At 63.4% G+C, this 15,810-nt stretch carries 15 protein-coding genes; 6 read left to right on the top strand and 9 right to left on the bottom strand.

What is annotated here, in order from left to right; all coding sequences use genetic code 11:
- Positions 1 to 23: 23 nt before the first annotated feature.
- Together F0M17_RS13160 and F0M17_RS13155 are read right to left on the bottom strand one after the other, a co-directional pair.
- Positions 24 to 632 carry a phosphoribosylanthranilate isomerase gene (locus F0M17_RS13160; RefSeq protein ID WP_149597260.1) on the bottom strand — a complete coding sequence of 203 codons (609 nt, stop codon included), beginning with the start codon at positions 630 to 632 and terminating at the stop codon, positions 24 to 26.
- The gene (locus F0M17_RS13155) at positions 629 to 1,615 is read right to left on the bottom strand and encodes an acyl-CoA thioesterase (protein WP_149597259.1); all 987 of its coding nucleotides are present in this window, start codon (positions 1,613 to 1,615) and stop codon (positions 629 to 631) included. The genes F0M17_RS13160 and F0M17_RS13155 overlap by 4 nt, the downstream gene beginning before the upstream one ends.
- A 120-nt stretch (positions 1,616 to 1,735) precedes the next feature.
- On the opposite strand from F0M17_RS13155, the gene F0M17_RS13150 reads away from it, so the two are divergent.
- From F0M17_RS13150 to F0M17_RS13140, 3 genes are read left to right on the top strand one after another with little or no spacing between them, the layout of a single operon-like run.
- On the top strand, positions 1,736 to 3,475 hold the full coding sequence (locus tag F0M17_RS13150) for an ABC transporter ATP-binding protein/permease (RefSeq protein ID WP_149597258.1): 1,740 nt from the start codon (positions 1,736 to 1,738) through the stop codon (positions 3,473 to 3,475).
- Complete coding sequence (locus F0M17_RS13145; protein ID WP_149597257.1) at positions 3,475 to 5,235, top strand: amino acid ABC transporter ATP-binding/permease protein; 1,761 nt, start codon at positions 3,475 to 3,477, stop codon at positions 5,233 to 5,235. Before F0M17_RS13150 ends, F0M17_RS13145 begins: the two co-directional genes overlap by 1 nt.
- A gap of 60 nt (positions 5,236 to 5,295) precedes the next feature.
- Positions 5,296 to 7,062 (top strand): FMN-binding glutamate synthase family protein, encoded by a 1,767-nt coding sequence (locus F0M17_RS13140; protein ID WP_149597256.1) that lies wholly within the window; start codon positions 5,296 to 5,298, stop codon positions 7,060 to 7,062.
- Here the strand turns inward: F0M17_RS13140 and F0M17_RS13135 are convergent.
- From F0M17_RS13135 to F0M17_RS13120, 4 genes are all read right to left on the bottom strand, one after another.
- Positions 7,059 to 8,123, bottom strand: a complete 1,065-nt coding sequence (locus F0M17_RS13135) for an enoyl-CoA hydratase/isomerase family protein (RefSeq protein WP_149597255.1) — start codon at positions 8,121 to 8,123, stop codon at positions 7,059 to 7,061. The two genes, F0M17_RS13140 and F0M17_RS13135, sit on opposite strands and share 4 nt — an antisense overlap.
- Positions 8,124 to 8,182: 59 nt before the next feature.
- Positions 8,183 to 9,088: a LysR family transcriptional regulator gene (locus F0M17_RS13130; RefSeq protein WP_038991624.1), complete on the bottom strand. Its 906-nt coding sequence runs from the start codon at positions 9,086 to 9,088 to the stop codon at positions 8,183 to 8,185.
- 46 nt (positions 9,089 to 9,134) lie between these two features.
- Positions 9,135 to 9,398, bottom strand: coding sequence for a hypothetical protein (locus F0M17_RS13125; RefSeq protein WP_149597254.1), 264 nt, complete (start codon positions 9,396 to 9,398; stop codon positions 9,135 to 9,137).
- Positions 9,399 to 9,533: 135 nt separating this feature from the next.
- Positions 9,534 to 10,007, bottom strand: a complete 474-nt coding sequence (locus F0M17_RS13120) for an Lrp/AsnC family transcriptional regulator (RefSeq protein WP_174520626.1) — start codon at positions 10,005 to 10,007, stop codon at positions 9,534 to 9,536.
- A 218-nt stretch (positions 10,008 to 10,225) separates the two neighbouring features.
- Here F0M17_RS13120 and F0M17_RS13115 point away from each other — a divergent pair, with 218 nt between their 5' ends.
- A complete protein-coding gene (locus F0M17_RS13115; RefSeq protein ID WP_371737250.1) occupies positions 10,226 to 11,491 on the top strand; it encodes an MFS transporter in 1,266 nt (421 codons plus the stop codon).
- A 21-nt stretch (positions 11,492 to 11,512) separates the two neighbouring features.
- Positions 11,513 to 11,992, top strand: coding sequence for a hypothetical protein (locus F0M17_RS13110; protein ID WP_038991626.1), 480 nt, complete (start codon positions 11,513 to 11,515; stop codon positions 11,990 to 11,992).
- Here F0M17_RS13110 and F0M17_RS13105 read toward each other — a convergent pair.
- The 3 genes from F0M17_RS13105 to F0M17_RS13095 form a co-directional block, all read right to left on the bottom strand.
- Positions 11,979 to 12,971 carry an LLM class flavin-dependent oxidoreductase gene (locus tag F0M17_RS13105; protein WP_149597253.1) on the bottom strand — a complete coding sequence of 331 codons (993 nt, stop codon included), beginning with the start codon at positions 12,969 to 12,971 and terminating at the stop codon, positions 11,979 to 11,981. The two genes, F0M17_RS13110 and F0M17_RS13105, sit on opposite strands and share 14 nt — an antisense overlap.
- A gap of 127 nt (positions 12,972 to 13,098) precedes the next feature.
- Positions 13,099 to 13,302, bottom strand: coding sequence for a cold-shock protein (locus tag F0M17_RS13100; RefSeq protein ID WP_013349999.1), 204 nt, complete (start codon positions 13,300 to 13,302; stop codon positions 13,099 to 13,101).
- A 292-nt stretch (positions 13,303 to 13,594) separates the two neighbouring features.
- Positions 13,595 to 15,112, bottom strand: coding sequence for an MFS transporter (locus F0M17_RS13095; RefSeq protein WP_149597252.1), 1,518 nt, complete (start codon positions 15,110 to 15,112; stop codon positions 13,595 to 13,597).
- 134 nt (positions 15,113 to 15,246) lie between these two features.
- Here F0M17_RS13095 and F0M17_RS13090 point away from each other — a divergent pair, with 134 nt between their 5' ends.
- Entirely contained in the window at positions 15,247 to 15,801 is a 555-nt protein-coding gene (locus F0M17_RS13090; RefSeq protein WP_038991629.1) for a TetR/AcrR family transcriptional regulator, read from the top strand.
- Positions 15,802 to 15,810 lie beyond the last annotated feature (9 nt).

The following is a 15,810-nucleotide window of genomic DNA, read 5'->3' as shown; positions in this document are numbered from 1 at the left end:
TTCAGCTGTCGCGGGGAGCTTGGCTAGGCCTTGGCCGCTTCGATGAAACTGGCGATCAGCTTGGGTTCCTTGACCCCGCGAGCTGACTCCACGCCCGAGGAGACATCGGCGCCGAAAGCGCCGGAGGCGGCCAAGGCTTCAGCCACATTCTGCGCGGACAGCCCGCCGGCCACCAGCCAGCGGCGTCCCGCGGCCAGGTCCTTCACCGCCGCATAGTCCCAGCTTTCGCCGCTGCCTGGAACCGAGGCGTCGATGAGCAGCAGCTCCTCGCCCCAATCGGCGAACTGCTCTTCGGGGTCATTGCGGCGTACCGCACGGATGACCTTGAACCCCGCCTCGTGAGCGGCTGCCACATCCGCGGCCGTGCGCTGGCCATGCAGCTGCACCCAGCCCACGCCGGCCTGTCCGGCCCGCTCCAGCACCGTGCCGATGTCCTCGCCGCGGAAGACTGCGACGGTGGCAATGCCGGCGGGAACCTCCTTGACCAGTTCGGCAGCGCGCTGGACCGGAATTTCGCGGACGCTTTCGGTCAGCACGAACCCGACGGCATCGGCGCCGTGGGCCACGGCGACGTCCACGTCCTGGGCTGTGGAGAGGCCGCAAACCTTGACGAATGGCTTATCTGTGCTCACTTGGCGTTCTCCTCGGCCAGATGCACTGGGGTGTAGCCGCCGGGCGCGTTCGCGCGGATGGCCAGCAGGTCGCGGGCGTGATTCCAGAGCCGCCGGTCCTCCTCGGAGACCGGGACCCACGGCTTGACCGGAACAGCAGTCCCGGTTTCATCCCGCGTGACCATCACGGTCAGGCAGTAGGTTGTCAGCTGCATGTTGGTGGTCTTCGGATCGCCCGAACGCACATGCACGGCAATGTGCATGCCCTTGTTGCCGGTATAGACCAGGCGGGCTTCGACCTCCACCAGATGGCCGATCAGCAGCGGCCGGTAGAAGCGCACCCCGCCGGAGAACACCGCAACGGTTTCCTGCTGGCAGTAGCGGGCCGCGCACAGCTCCGCGGCATCATCGATCCACTTCATCACGATGCCGCCGTGCACCTTGCCGCCCCAGTTCACATCGGTCGGCGCCGCCAAAAAGCGCAGGACAACCCGCTCGGCGGTGCCTTCATCGGTGTAGACCTGGCCATTCATGGACGCGACAATCTGCTCGCGGATCTCGATGCGTGCCAGCGCATTCTCGCGCATGGCGATTTCCTTGGCCGTGCCCGGGGTGAACGTTGGAACCGGTGTCGGCTTGCCCTCCTCGTCCACCGCTACGAAGATCACCAGGCAGCTGCTGGATTTCACCGGCCGCAATTCGCGCGGATCGCTGAAGGACACCTCGGTATGGATATGCATCGAGCTGGTGCCGGTGTACACCACCGAAGCGGTGACCTCCACCAGGTCGCCGGAGTGGATCGGGTCCTCGAAGTGGATGTTGCCGACATAGGCGGTGACGCAATAGCTGGAGGACCACCCCACCGCCGCGGCGTAGGCGGCCTTGTCGACCCATTCGAGAACGGTGCCCGCAGCCACGATCCCGGTGACATCGACGTCGGTCGGCGCGGCAAGGAACCGCAGCGTGACAGAATGCGGACGTTGTTTCAGCTCCGGAGTGCTCATGCACTCCAGTTTCGCGCACTTCGCAGGCCACGGGCAATGTATGACGCTTCAACGGCCCGCGCCTTGACGGCACATTCCGCGGCGGGAGGCTGCCGGGTGGCTCTGGCCTAGGATAGGAGGGTGCGTAGGGTCTTTGGAATTTTTTCGGCGTCAACAGCCATCGTGGTGGCACTGAGCCTGATTGCCGCGGCCGGAACCGCCGGCCTGGTAATCGTCGTGGGCCAGGGCCTGGATGAGCTCTTGTCCGATCGCCGGCTGGGCACCCAATGGTATTTCAGCGCCGTCGGCGAGCTGCTGGCCATGGCCGTCGCCACCTTCTTGATTCCCGTGGTGATCTCGCGCAACAGCCAAGACCTCACCGAGCACCACCGCATGAAGCTGCTCAAGCACTATCTGTCCATCGGCCCGCTGGCAGTGCGTGCCGCAGGCGAGGGGGAACTGGTCCATGCTGCCATGGATTCGGTGGAACGGTCGGTGAAGTACCGTTCAAGCTTCATCGGCCCGGCCGTCTCCGCGGTGGCCACCCCGGTGTTGATCCTGTGCTTCATCGCCTTTGCCATTGACCCGCTCAGCGCACTGCTGATGCTGGTTCCCACCGCACTGGTTCCGGTCATCGTGCTGGGCTTCCAGCGGCGCTTCGGCGCCTCGAACGGAGAATACCGCCGAGCCCAGGGCATCCTCTCGGCGACCTTCCTTGATGCGCTGCGTTCCCTGGGCATGCTCAAGCTCAACGGCGGCAGCCGCTGGATGGGGGCCCGCATCGAAAAGGCCACCGAACGGGTACGGCAGCAGGTGATGAAGCTGCTGGCCCGCAACCAGCTGATCCTGCTGGTCATCGATTCAAGCTTTGCCGTGCTGCTGCTCGCCACCGCCTGCCTGCTGGCCTGGTGGCGCGCCGGCTCCGGGGCGATCTCCCCTGGCGCAGCGCTGTCCCTGGTGATCCTGAGCTTCTTGATGCTCGCGCCGGTGAACTACGTGGGCAGCTTCTTCTACATCGGGATGACAGGGAAAGCCGCCGAGAAGAAGCTGGCAGAGGTCGCCGGCATCCCGATGCACCGCTCCATGGCCAACCCGCTGGACGTGGACCTGCGCCACCGCGATCTGATCCTGGACGGCGTCAGCGCCGGCTACGACAGCGGACAGCAGGCGCTATCCGGCATTTCCTGGCATTTCCCGGCAGGCTCGCGGACCGCCATCATCGGGCCATCGGGCAGCGGCAAGACGACCCTGCTGCGCGTGCTCCAGGGCCAGCTCGAAGCGTCGGACGGCACCATCCGCGATGCCCGCCAGGCAATGGGCCCGGCAACCCTGAAAGCCAGCACCGCCGTGGTGGAACAGCAGGCAACGCTCTTCGGCATGAGCCTGCGCGAGAACCTCCTGCTCGGTGCGCCAGGCGCCAGCGACGGCGAACTGCTCCACACGCTGCGCCGGGTCGGGTTGGGACCGTGGTTCGAGGGGCAACCCGATGGATTGGACCAACGCCTGGGCGAGGGCGGGTCACGCCTCTCCGGCGGCCAAGCCCAACGCCTGGCGCTCGCCCGGGCCTTGCTTGCGCAGCGTCCGATACTGCTGCTCGATGAACCGACCAGCGCCCTGGATGTGCAGAGCGAAGCGGAAGTGCTCGGGACCCTGCGTACCCTGGACCGCAGCACCACGGTCATTACCGTCACCCACCGGCTGGGTCTGCTCGCCGACTACGACTATGTGCTGGTCATGGACCAGGGACAGCTCATCCAGGCCGGAAGCCGCGAAGAACTGCTGGCCACCGATGGCTATCTCAAAGAGGCAATGGACGGATTCCGCCACCGCGCCGAAGCCCTGCACTCCGGCGGCCGGACCGAAATGGGGGAGGGGAACTAATGCATACGCAGAAAACCTCCACGCTCAAGACCGTCGCCTGGCTGCTGGGCAGCACCAGGGATCTGCTCCCGCCGCTGCTGCTGGCCTGCGTGCTCGCCTGCGCCACCCGGCTGGCGTCCCTGGGAATCTACGTCATCGCCGGCCTCGGCCTGGCCAAGGCTCTGCAGCTGGACACCGGGTTGCTGCCAGCCGGCACCGGCTGGGGCATGCTGGCAGCCGCGGTCATCGTCCTGGGACTGGCCAAGGGAGCACTGCGCTACCTGGAACAGTATGTTGGCCACCGGGTGGCGTTCCTGTCGCTGGCACGATTGCGCAACCGCATGTACGAGGCCTTCGAACGCCAAGCGCCGTTCACCGCCGGCACCAAGAATTCCGGCGGGATGCTCGCCAAGACCACCAGCGACATCGACAAGGTAGAGGTGTTCTTCGCGCACACCCTGCCCCCGGCCGTAGCGGCCGTAGTTGTCAGCGCCCTGGCAACCTGGGGCACCTGGTCGCTCTTCGGCAGCGAACCGGCCCTGGTGCTGCTCGCCGGATATGTGCTCATTGGCGTGCTCATCCCAGCCATCGGCGTCGGCTCCCTGCGCTCCAGCGCCCGGAGCACCGCCGCCGCCCGCGGCGTCCAGAATCAGCTGCTGACCGACACGCTGGCCGGCATCGACGTGATCCACGGCTTCAACGCCGGCAAACCGGTCATGGAGAGCCTGCGCGGCAGCCTGCAGCAGACCAGGCAGGCCGCCCGCTCGACCGGTAGCTGGACCGCGGTACGCGCCACGCTGACCCAGCTGGTGATCTGGGGCAGCCTGCTCACGCTCTTTGTCCTGCTGGGATCCGCCAGAGAATTCGGCACGCTGCTACTGCTGTGCTGCGCCCTGGTCCCGTCCTATGAAGCGGTGCGCGCCGTGGACGGCTTCATCCTGGGCCTGCAGGACTCGCTGGCCAGCGCTCGCCGGCTGCATGCCACCGCGGCAGCCAGCCATCCGGTGCATGAAACAGCCAACCCGGTGCCACTGCCTGCCACCGGCACCTTGCGCGTTTCGGATCTCTGTGTTGAATTCGAAGGCTATCGCGCAGTTCGGGGCGTGGACTTCGACCTCGAATCGGGATCCTTGATCGCCCTGGTGGGCGAGAGCGGCTCCGGCAAGTCCTCGATCGCCGCCGCCCTGGTGCGGTCGGTGGAAGCGGAAGGCATGGCGAGCTTTGCTGGCGTGCAGCTGGAAGACGCGAGCTTGGCGCAATTGCGCCAGCGGATCATCCTGGTCTCCCAAGAGGCGGTGATGATCCGCGGCACGCTGCGCGAGAACCTGCTGCTCGGTGCCGAGGGGATCAGCGACGCGGCGATGGAAGCGGTCCTTGAAGAGCTGGGAATGGGGCCATGGCTGCGCAAGCAGAAGGACGGTTTGCAGACCCGGCTGGGGGACCGCTTTGCACGGCTTTCCGGCGGCCAGCGGCAGCGGGTGGCCCTGGCCAGGGCGCTGCTGCGCCAGCCTGCGGTGCTGATCCTCGATGAATCCACCAGCGCGCTGGATGCCAGCAGCGAGCAGCTGGTCCTGGATGCCGTGGAGCGCAGGCGCGCCGAAGGGATGGCGGTGCTGATGATCAGCCACCGGCTCTCGATCCTGAAGCGGGCGCAGAGCGTACTGGTGCTCCGCGATGGCCAGGTGCGCGAACGCGGTGCGGCGCAGGAGCTGCTGGCCGACGAGCAATCCTTGTTCTCCCGCATGTCGGTGCGCGAAGCAGACAGGATCCTGCCAAGTTGATTCATGGGCCGCTGGCTTGAGGGGACTGACAAGCTGGCAGGGACGTACTAGGCTCGCAATATGATGCGAATAGTGGTTCTCCTGTTCCTGGCAGTCCTATTCACTGGCTTCGTGGTGACGGCGATCCTTGCCGGCACCTCCGGAGAATGGGTCTGGTGGATCCTTGTCGTGCTGACCGGCTTGCTGGTGCTGCTGGGCATCAGGGACCTGTCGCAGAAGAAGCACGCGATCCTGCGCAACTTCCCGATCGTCGGGCACGCCCGCTACCTTTTCGAATTCATCCGCCCCGAGATCCAGCAGTATTTCATCGAGCGCAATACCGATGGACGTCCCTTCAGCCGCGATACCCGCTCGCTGATCTATGCACGGGCCAAGGGCGCAGATAGCCACAAGGCCTTCGGCACGGAGCTGAACGTCAATGAAGTCGGCCACGAATACCTGCTGCACTCGGCGGCCCCGGTGGCCCCGTCCACCTCGCAGCACCGCGTCCGGGTGGGCTCCAGCCAGTGCTCGAAGCCCTATGAGATTTCGCTGATGAACATCTCCTCGATGAGCTTCGGTTCGCTGTCCGCCAACGCCGTGCTGGCGATGAACAAGGGAGCGGCGATGGGCGAGTTCGTCCACGAAACCGGCGAGGGCGGGCTGACCAATTACCACCTGGAATACGGTGCCGACCTGTTCTGGGAAATCGGTTCGGGCTACTTCGGTTGCCGCACCCCGGAAGGCCGTTTCAACCCTGAAACCTTTGCGGCCAAGGCGAGCCACGAGAACGTCAAGGGCATCACCATCAAGCTCTCCCAGGGCGCCAAGCCCGGGCTCGGTGGCGTGCTGCCAGCTGCCAAGGTCACCGAAGAGATCTCCGCGGCTCGCGATGTCCCGATGGGCGTGGACTGCATTTCGCCCGCAAGCCACGCAGAATTCTCCACCCCGCGCGAATTGATGCATTTCGTGGCGAAGCTGCGCGAACTGAGTGGAGGCAAGCCGGTGGGGATCAAGTTCTGCGTCGGTTCCCGCACCGATGTCATGGCCTTGTGCAAGGGCATGCTGGAAACCGGAATCCTGGTGGATTTCATCACCGTTGACGGTGCCGAGGGCGGCACCGGCGCCGCCCCGCTGGAATACGAAGACCATGTTGGCGCGCCGCTGACCGAAGGCTTGATGCTGGTGCACAACACCTTGGTGGGTGCCGGGTTGCGCGATGAGATCCGCCTCGCCGCCGCGGGCAAGGTCGCCAACGGCTCGGACATCATCAAGCGGCTGATCCAGGGGGCGGACTTCACCTTCTCGGCACGCTCCATGATGATGGCCACCGGCTGCATCCAAGCCCAGCAATGCCACACCAACCACTGCCCGGTTGGCGTGGCTACGCAGAACAAGCGACTGATGCGCGCACTGGATGTGGAGGACAAGGGGCACCGCGTCTACAACTACCATCGCCTGACCGTCACCGAATGCGCGCAGATCATAGCATCGATGGGGCTGACCAGCCCGGAGCAGCTGAACACCAGGATGCTGCGCCGCCGGGTGAACCTGCAGTCCACCCGCTCCTACGCTTCGCTGTTCCAGTGGCTGCGTCCCGGCGAGCTGCTAGAGGACATTCCAAGTTCCTGGAAGAAGGATTGGGATGAGGCGGATGCGGACCACTTCGGCGAGCATGCGCCGCTGGACTATGCAGCACCCAGGAGCGTGGACATCACCCCGTCGACGGTCCACGAACCAGAAGATGCGGTGAGCGCGCCGCGCATCGAGCCGAGGGAATCAGCAAAGGTGCGCCCGGTGCATGCAGATGTCACCCGGCCCGAGGGCAAGCCCGGGGCCGATAGCTAGTCTTCGGAACCAGCAGCCAGGGACCGCAAGGCTGCGTGGTCGACGTCGTCCAGCGAAGCCGGAATCCATGCGGGATTGCGGTCCTTGTCAATGACCTGGGCGCGGATGCCCTCGGCAAGATCCGGGCGGTGCATCAGGTAGCGGGCCGAGCGCAGCTCGCGGTCCAATGCCGAACGCAGGTCCTGCTCAGCACGGGCGGCACGCACGTTGTAGAACGCGCTGGCCATGCTGGTGGGGCAGTTCGCCGCCAGCAGCTGCGCCGCGCGCTGCGCCGCGGGATGGACCATCTGCCCCAAGCGCTCGATGACTTCCTGCGGGGAGCCGGCGCTGAAAGCATGGTCGATCCAGCCGCGATCCATCTCCAGTGCGAAGGACTCCGGGGCTCCGTGCATGACCTCGATGGCCGCCGCGATCTCGCCGGCATTCAGCCCGGCGAATTCCTCGAGCTCATCGAGGATGTTCGCGGCGAATTCCTCGGTGACCACGACGTCGGCGAAACCGAGAAGCACTGCATCTGCTCCGGTGAAGGACTGCGCGCTCATGGCGTAGTACTCGCCGAAGTGTCCCGGTGCGTTGGCCAGCAGGTGGCTGCCGCCCACATCAGGGGTGTAGCCGATCTTCGCTTCGGGCATTCCCATGGTGGCGTTCGGGGTCACCAGGCGCACCGGTGCGTGCGAGGCCAACCCGATGCCTCCGCCCATGGTGATGCCGTGGGCCAAGCTGATCAGCGGCTTGGGGTAGGCGGAGATCAGATAGTCGAGCTCGAATTCGGTGGAGAGCAGATCGGCAAAATCTTGGTGCCGTCCGGTGGTTACCGCTGCATGGAAATCGGCAATGTCGCCGCCGGCGCAGAAGGCGCGTTCGCCGCGGCCGGTGAGCAGTACCAGGGAAATCGCCGGGTCCGCGGCCCAGGCGCGCAGCACCCGGCTCAGCTCGGTGAGCATCTGAAGGGTCAGTGCGTTGAGCTTGCTGGCGCGGTTCAGCTGGATGTGGCCGATGGGGCCATGCACGGCCGCGATGACTACGCTGTCACTGGAAATTGCAGGGCTTGGGTTCTCCACCGGGGAATTCCTCTTTCTTGGGACTCAGGCGGCCATCGCTGGGGCCGCGGCGCAATGAATTAGCGGGAGAGGACCTGGGCGAGCCGGTCCAAGACCAGCGCTGCCTTCGGCTTCTTCGAATTCTCCGGCTTCAGCGCGAAGATGGAGCGGGCCAGGCGGATCTCTGGTGCATCCACAATGCGGATGCCTTCCGGAGCGTTGGCCATGGCCAGATCGGGGACCAATGCGGCTCCCAGACCCGAGGACACCAGGCTCAGCGACGCATTGAAGTCATCGCAGTAGGCGGCCACCTGCGGGTGGATGTTGTAGGACGAGAACAAGCGGGAAATCAGGGTGGCGTCCGAGGTGCCCGGGTGGTGGAAGATCCATGGCCATTCGGCCAATTGGTCCACGGTCAGCTGGGAGTCTTCGGCGATGGGCCAGGATGCCGGGATGACCACGCGGAACTGGTCATCGCCCAGCCAGGTGCGTTCAAGGGATGCCGGCCAGGACAGCCCTCCGGGTCCCACCTGGAAGATCAGTGCGAGGTCGAGGTCGCCGCCGGTACCAAGGCCCGCGACAGTCTGCTGGGGTTCGCCGATCCACAGGCGCAGGTTGATGCCCAGGGAGGACCAATCCGGGGCCTTGAGAATTTGCGGCAGTGCGTAGGTGGCCAGCGACGGGAAGATGCCAAGCTTGATTTCCTCAAGGTCGGTAGCTTCGGTGGAGATCGTGGCGACGTCCGCCATGAGCGCGTCGAGGTCGGTCAGGACTCGTTTGGCGTGGCGCACCATGCGCAGCGCGCCGGGCGTCGGGGTAATGGAGCGTGCGCCGCGCAGGAACAGCGTGGTTCCGGTGCTCCGCTCCAATGCTGTCATCTGCTGGGAGACAGCGCTGGCCGTGTAGCCCAAGCGGGTTGCGGCCGTGGCAAAGGAACGATGCGCCACCACTTCGAGCAATGTGCGCAGATGAACTGGATTAATCACTTCTAAAGTCTATGGCCTTTAGCCCAAGAATTGCTTAGCCCGCGGACTAGAGTTCATCCTCCAGATCAACGAGCTCCGAACTTTCCCCGTCCTCGCCATCTTCTGAGGCGAATTCGTTGTCCAGATCATCCTCGGTTTCCAGATCATCGTCATAGAGGTAGTGGCGTTGTGCCAGCGGGTCGAGATTGCGCATCGTCTCGGGCATGTCGCTGGAGCCCTCGTAAGCCTGGGAATCCCGTCCGTCATCCGGTTCGTAGATATCGTTGCCGTATTCCGGCGCAAATTCTGGGGTGTCGAAATCCTTGCTCATTGCGTACTCCTTCGTCGAATACGAGGGATCCGCCGGAAGCCGGGGATTTACCTCGTGACTTCTCGTATTCCCAGAGTAGGACCCGAATACTCGAAACGAAAGACTTGTTTTCTGCAGTGGAAAGTGAATGACTTCCTAGTGGTCATGTTCCGCATAATGCTCCAGCAGGGGAGCGGCGCGGTAGGCCAAATGCGTATGGAGCGCGAAGGTTGTTTCCGAACGGGTGACCCCCTTGATGCGCAGGATCTGGCGCAACGCCGATTGCAGCTGGTGGGTGTCGGTGGCGATGAGCCGCACCCAGACATCGCCGCGTCCGGAGGTCTCATGGATTTCGAGCACGTTGGGGATCTGGCGCAGTGCGGTGATGACCGAATCCAGGTCGCGGTGGTTCACTTCCAGGGTCACGAAGGCCAAGACGTCATAGCCGAGCTTGCTCAAATCGATGTCGCGGCCGCCATCACGCAGGATTTCGGCACGCTGCAACCGGCGCAAGCGCGACTGCGCTGTGTTGCGCGCAACACCGACCTCATCTGCGAGTTCAGAGATCTGGATGCGGGGATCCTTGATCAGCGCGAGCAGCACTTTCAGGTCTACATCATCTAATCGCACTATATGCTCACTCCGGGTCAACTACGGGGCCAAATTTTTGAACAAACTGCTCAAATTCTAGCAAGAAATATCCCTGGTTGCTTCTGGTGAGCGGATATTAGTGATTGAACGATCTGTTGCAGTAGACAAACGCAAGCAGAACGCTCAACTCACCGGTGGGGCAGCGAGTGGCCCCACCGGTAAAAACTCTTCCGGGCACCTTTCTTGCCCAATTGGTAGTGGCTACTTTGATTCTGGGAGTGAATTTGTCGGTCATCAGCGAGCTGCGCATGCAGCCCATGAACCATCGCGTCATCTCCTGGAACCCGGGGCTCACCGCCCGGCTGGTGATCACCGTGGCAGTCAGCTTCCTGCTGCTGCTCGGGGCCAACCTGGCCACACCGTTATACCCGGCGCTGCAGGCCGAATTGCACCTGGGCGCCATGGGAACCACAGTGGCCTTCGCAAGCTATGTCTGTTCGCTGATGATCTTCCTTTCCACGGTGGGGCACTGGTCGGATCATATCGGCCGCCGTGCAGCTCTGGTGGTAGCAGTCGTCGTCTCGATCGCCGGTACGCTAGTGTTCGCTTCGGCCAGCAATCTGCTGGAACTGTGCCTTGGCCGTGGTCTGCAGGGCACCGGGGTCGCCTTGGCTACCGGCGCCAGCGCAGCAGCGCTTCGCGAGCTGCTTCCATCCCGGCCAGAGTGGGCCTCGCGCTTCACGTTGCTGGCATCTTCTGGAGGTGTCGCCTTCGGTCCGGTTCTCGGCGGCGCGCTAGCGGATCTGCCCGGTGGACGCCACACAGTGTTCGTGGTGCAGGCATTCTTGCTGCTGCTGGTCTTGATTCCCTTGAGCACCCTGCAGGCACGTCCCGCAATCGCACTGGCCGAACGCGGTCAGCGGAGCAAAGCACTGGCCCCACGCCGCTTGGGCATCCCCAGCTCGGCGCGGGAGCAATTCTGGCTCGCTGCCCTGGTCGGCTTCTTGAGCTTTGCCATCTTCGGGTTCGTGCTGTCGTTGGCCCCGGGCTATTTTGCCGGTGCCTTCGGCTTGGAATCGCTGTTGGCCATTGGCCTGATCGCCGGCCTGCCCTTGGGCATCTCCGCCCTGTCGCAGCTGGTGGTGCGTGGCGGGAAGAGGCTCCTGCCGATTGGACTGGGGCTGATGGCAACCTCCACCGTAGGGTTGGCGGTGGCCGCCGAGCATCGCCAGCTGGCCTGGGCGATCGCTGCCTTGGTGCTCCTTGGCCTGGGCCAGGGCATTGCTTTCCGCACCGCATTCGCCTCCGCTGTTGATGCGGTCAGCGACCAGCAGCACGCCCAGACGGTGTCCACCATCTACCTGGTGACCTACCTGGGCAGCGCTGTTCCGGTCATCGCGCTGGGCTGGGCCGTGGGAGCCTTCGGACAGCAGCAAAGCATCTTAGTCTTCTCCCTCTTCTGCTCCGCGGTGGCCGCTGCGCTCACGATCTGGGCATGGATGGGACTGCGCCGAGCACGCTAGGCTCCGGCGTACTGTGGAAGCATGACTAGTTCTCTGCAGACCCCCTCCACGGGCGCCAAGTGGGCTGTGGCCGCACGGATCTACATTCCTGCACTGTGGCTCGGGCTGATTATCGGCATCTCGTTCATTGAGGCGCCACTTAAATTCACCGCACCCGGGATTACCATTCCCTTGGGTTTGGGCATTGGCCGCCGGGTCTTTTTCGCCATGAACATGGTCGAGATCCTGTTCTTCATCGCCCTGCTGGCCGGTTCGCTCAAGCATGGTGCCGGCAAGGCATGGAGTTGGGGCGTAGGGCTGGTCGGACTGATGCTGCTGCTTAAAACCGCAGCGATCCGCCCTGGACTTTCGGCGCGTACCGATGCGGTACTTGCTGGAAATTCGGATGGCGGATCGCTATGGCACTATGCCTATATTGGCGTCGAGTTCTGCTTGACCCTCGCCCTGGTGGCGCTGCTGGTGATGGCAGCAAAGCGCTGGATCGGAATTACTGGGCGATAGCCAGCTGGCAGGCCTCGGCGGTAGTCATCACCGAATCCAGCCGGGCCTGCTCCTCGGTGGGGTAATGGATGGTGATCAGTTCATCCGCCTGCGCTGCCGAAGCGAAGTGGCGCAAGTATTCAGCTACCTGCTCCCCGGTGCCCACTGCCGTGTAGCGCATCATGTCCAGGATCTGCTGCGCCTGCGGAATATCCATGAGCATATCGATCTCCGCTTCGGTGAACTCCTTCTTCGCCGAGCGGCCGATGAAGCTGGCCACCCGATGGCGCTGGGCAACTTCCAGCAGTTCATGCGCGCGCTCGGCGGTTTCCGCAGCCAGTACGCCTACTCCAGCAATCACATACGGTTCAGCTAGCTGCTCTGATGGGGTGAATTCCTCGCGGTAGATGCGGATTGCCTCATGCAACGCCGCAGGTGCGAAATGCGAAGCGAAGGAATATGGCAGACCGAGCTGGGCTGCGAGCTTTGCGCCGAAGAGCGAAGAACCCAAAATGTACAGCGGGACGTTGGTCCCTGCACCCGGGGTTGCCGCCACTGTGGGAACCCGGGAATCGCCAGCCAGGTAAGCCTGCAGTTCCAGCACGTCATGCGGGAAGGAATCTGCAGCCGAGGGATCACGGCGCAAGGCGCGCAAGGTGGTCATGTCGGTGCCCGGGGCGCGGCCCAAGCCCAGGTCGATGCGGTCGCCGTAGATTTCGGCCAGCGTGCCGAACTGCTCGGCGATCACCAGCGGGGAGTGGTTTGGCAGCATGATGCCGCCCGAGCCCAGCCGGATGGTTTCGGTATGGTGGGCAATGTGGCTGATCAGCAACGAGGTCGCACTGGAAGCGATGGTGGGCATATTGTGATGTTCCGCGTACCAAACGCGTTCATACCCGTGGCGTTCTGCGGTTTGCGCCAGGCGGACGGAGGACTTGAAAGAATCGGAAATCGTTGACCCGGGTGCAACCGGTGCCAGATCCAGGATAGAAAGCTTCACATCCGGTACAACCGCCGATGGCTAGGAAATATTCCTGCAATTTCTGCCGCAGACGCAGGAAACGGCTACCCGCTGTGCGGATAGCCGTTTCCTAGGCTAAGTCTGGCGTAAGTGCCAAAGCCCTGCTTTAGAGAGCGCGAATGTCTGCAGCCTGCAGACCCTTTGGACCCTCAACGACTTCGAACTCCACCTTCTGGCCCTCGTCCAGGGTGCGGAAGCCCTGGGTCTGGATTGCGGAGAAATGTGCGAAGACGTCTGGATCGCCGCTGTCTGGAGCGATGAAGCCGAAGCCCTTTTCAGCGTTGAACCACTTGACGATTCCGGTTGCCATATTCTTATTTGGTCCTTTCAGACGTTTCTCGCCGTTTAGCTGGCGAGCTTGGTTGTAATCTACGCACCGTTCGGCATCCGGGAAGGATGGCGAATGATGCGAAGCAGCCAAGTCATTCACTTCACGTCTAGAAGGGGCTCGCGTCAACCGAGGTGGTAAGACATTCACAAACTTCTAACGGGTACTTCGCGAATTACTTTGGAACTACATTGCCTAGCCTACGTGTTTGCTGGCGACAAATGAACAACTTTGAACCAATTAATCAAAAATTTGGGTAACTGGTTCGCCGAGTTCATCGAAATGCCGGTTTGATAACGCGGAACACCACTGCGGCGGCGATCAGCGACAAGACGGCGGCAATGCCTGAGGTGAGCACCACGCCGTGGTCGAAGGCCAGCGCGGCGGCGTCCAGCAGGGCTTGCGCGTCGGCAGGCTGCAGCGAAGCGGCCACCTGATGTGCACCACCCAATGTCTCACCTGCCAGCTGCGCCTGGGTGTCGGTGAGCGAGCCTGGAACCAGCAGCCGAGAGGTGTAGACGGTATTCAAGATGGTTCCCAGTACCGCGACACCCAGCACCGATCCCACCTCGTAGGCGGTTTCGGAGATGGCCGAGGCCGCGCCGGCCTTGGAGGCTGGAACCGCGGCGAGCACCATGTCATTGGACAAGGTCTCGGTCATGCCGATGCCCGTGCCCAGGACAGCGAATGCGGCCAGCAGCAAGAAGGTGTTGGAGCCTTCTCCTGCCATGATCACCATGAGGTAGGCGACCGCGGAGAGGATCAGGCCAATGGCCATGACATTCGGCGTGCCGAAACGGCGGGACAGTGCCACCGAGAGCAATCCGAAGCCCATGGTCAGCACCAGGCCGGGTGTCATCCAGAGCCCGGCCTGGAGCGGGGAGAACCCTGCAATGAGCTGCAGATGCTGGGAGACGAAGTAGATGAAGCCCACCAGCGAGAAGATGCCGATCAGGTTGACCATCAGCGCGCCCGAGAACAGCGCGTTGCTGAATAGGCGGACATCGAGCATCGGCTGCTGGGACTTGAGCTGGCGGCGCACGAAAGTAACGCCGCACACAATGGCGAGGACGATGGCCGCGGCTGAGAAGTACCACGGCGCGCTGACCGCGGTCTTGATCGCGTAAACGAAAGGCAGCAGGGTGAAGACGACCAGCAGGATCGAGAATGGATCCACACGGCCAGGGTTCGGGTCCTTGGATTCGGGAACAAGGATCATGCCGCCGATCAGCAGGGGAAGCAGCATTGGCACGGCCATCAGGAAGACCGAGCCCCACCAGAAGTGCTCCAGCAGCACGCCGCCGACAATTGGGCCCAGCACTGCGCCGCCGGAGAATGCAGCCGCCCAGACCGCAATGGCGGTGCGGCGTTCAACATCATCCGGGAAGATGTTTCGGATCAGCGACAGCGTGGCCGGCATCAGCATGGCGCCGAAGATGCCCAGCAGGGCGCGGGCTGCGACCAGCTGTGTGGCGTCCGTGGCGAAGGCTGCCAGTGCCGAGACCAGCGCGAAGCCGGTAGCGCCGATCAGCAGCAGCTTGCGCCGGCCGATGCGGTCGCCCAGCGAACCCATCGGCACCAGCAATCCGGCCAGGATCAGCGGGTAGATGTCGATGATCCACAGCAGCTGGTTTCCGGTTGGGGACAGCGCTTCGGTGATTGCCGGCACCGCGAAGGAAAGCACGGTGTTGTCGACGGAAATGAGCAGGACGGGGAACAGCAGGACAACCAGCGCCGCCCAACGGCGCGGCTTGCTGAGCATGAGTGCGCGTTCGGAGATATTCGAGGTCATGACGTTCGCCCTTGGGTAGGAAGTGGAATGCGCGGTTCTCTGCCGCAATTAATAACTGTACCGTCTAGACGGTATAGTTACAATTGTTGGTAAAGTCAGATCGATCACGAACTATGCCCTGGAAAAGGAGAACTATGGCTCGCCCACCCGCTGCCCGCGGCAAAGTGCTTGACGCCTACATCGCACTATTGTGCGAAGAAGGGGAGCGGGCTGCCACGCTGGACGCCACGGCCGCACGCGCTGGAGTCTCCAAGGGAGGGCTGCTGTACCACTTCGCCTCCAAGGAAGCCTTGGCCGACGCAGTCATCGAAGCCGCGGAGGAGCATGTTGCCCGGGATGCAGAGTCGATGCGCACCGCGGCGGAGGGCGCGTCGGTTTATTACGTGCGCACCAGCGCGGAAGTCGATACCGAACTGGACCGGCATCTGGTGGCCCTGCAGCGCCTGGCCCAGGCCGGGGTCAAGGCGGCGACGGAGAAAATCGAGAGCACCAATGAGCGGTGGTACCGGTGCATTCTGGATGAAGTCGGCAGCAAGGACATCGCGCATCTGGTGATGCTTGCCGGCGAGGGGCTCTACGCAAACCTGGCCCTGCCCGGGACTTGGTACGAGCGTAATTTTGATGGTGAGCTCGATCGCTTACTAGAGTTGGTTTCGAAAATAAAAAAGTTGGGAAACCTCAACGAATAGCGAGCAGGT

Source organism: Glutamicibacter sp. ZJUTW (assembly GCF_008370855.1).
In the GTDB taxonomy this organism is placed as follows: domain Bacteria; phylum Actinomycetota; class Actinomycetes; order Actinomycetales; family Micrococcaceae; genus Glutamicibacter; species Glutamicibacter nicotianae.
Note: the sequence above shows the minus strand (reverse complement) of the source record. Positions and strands in the feature narration are given on the sequence as shown.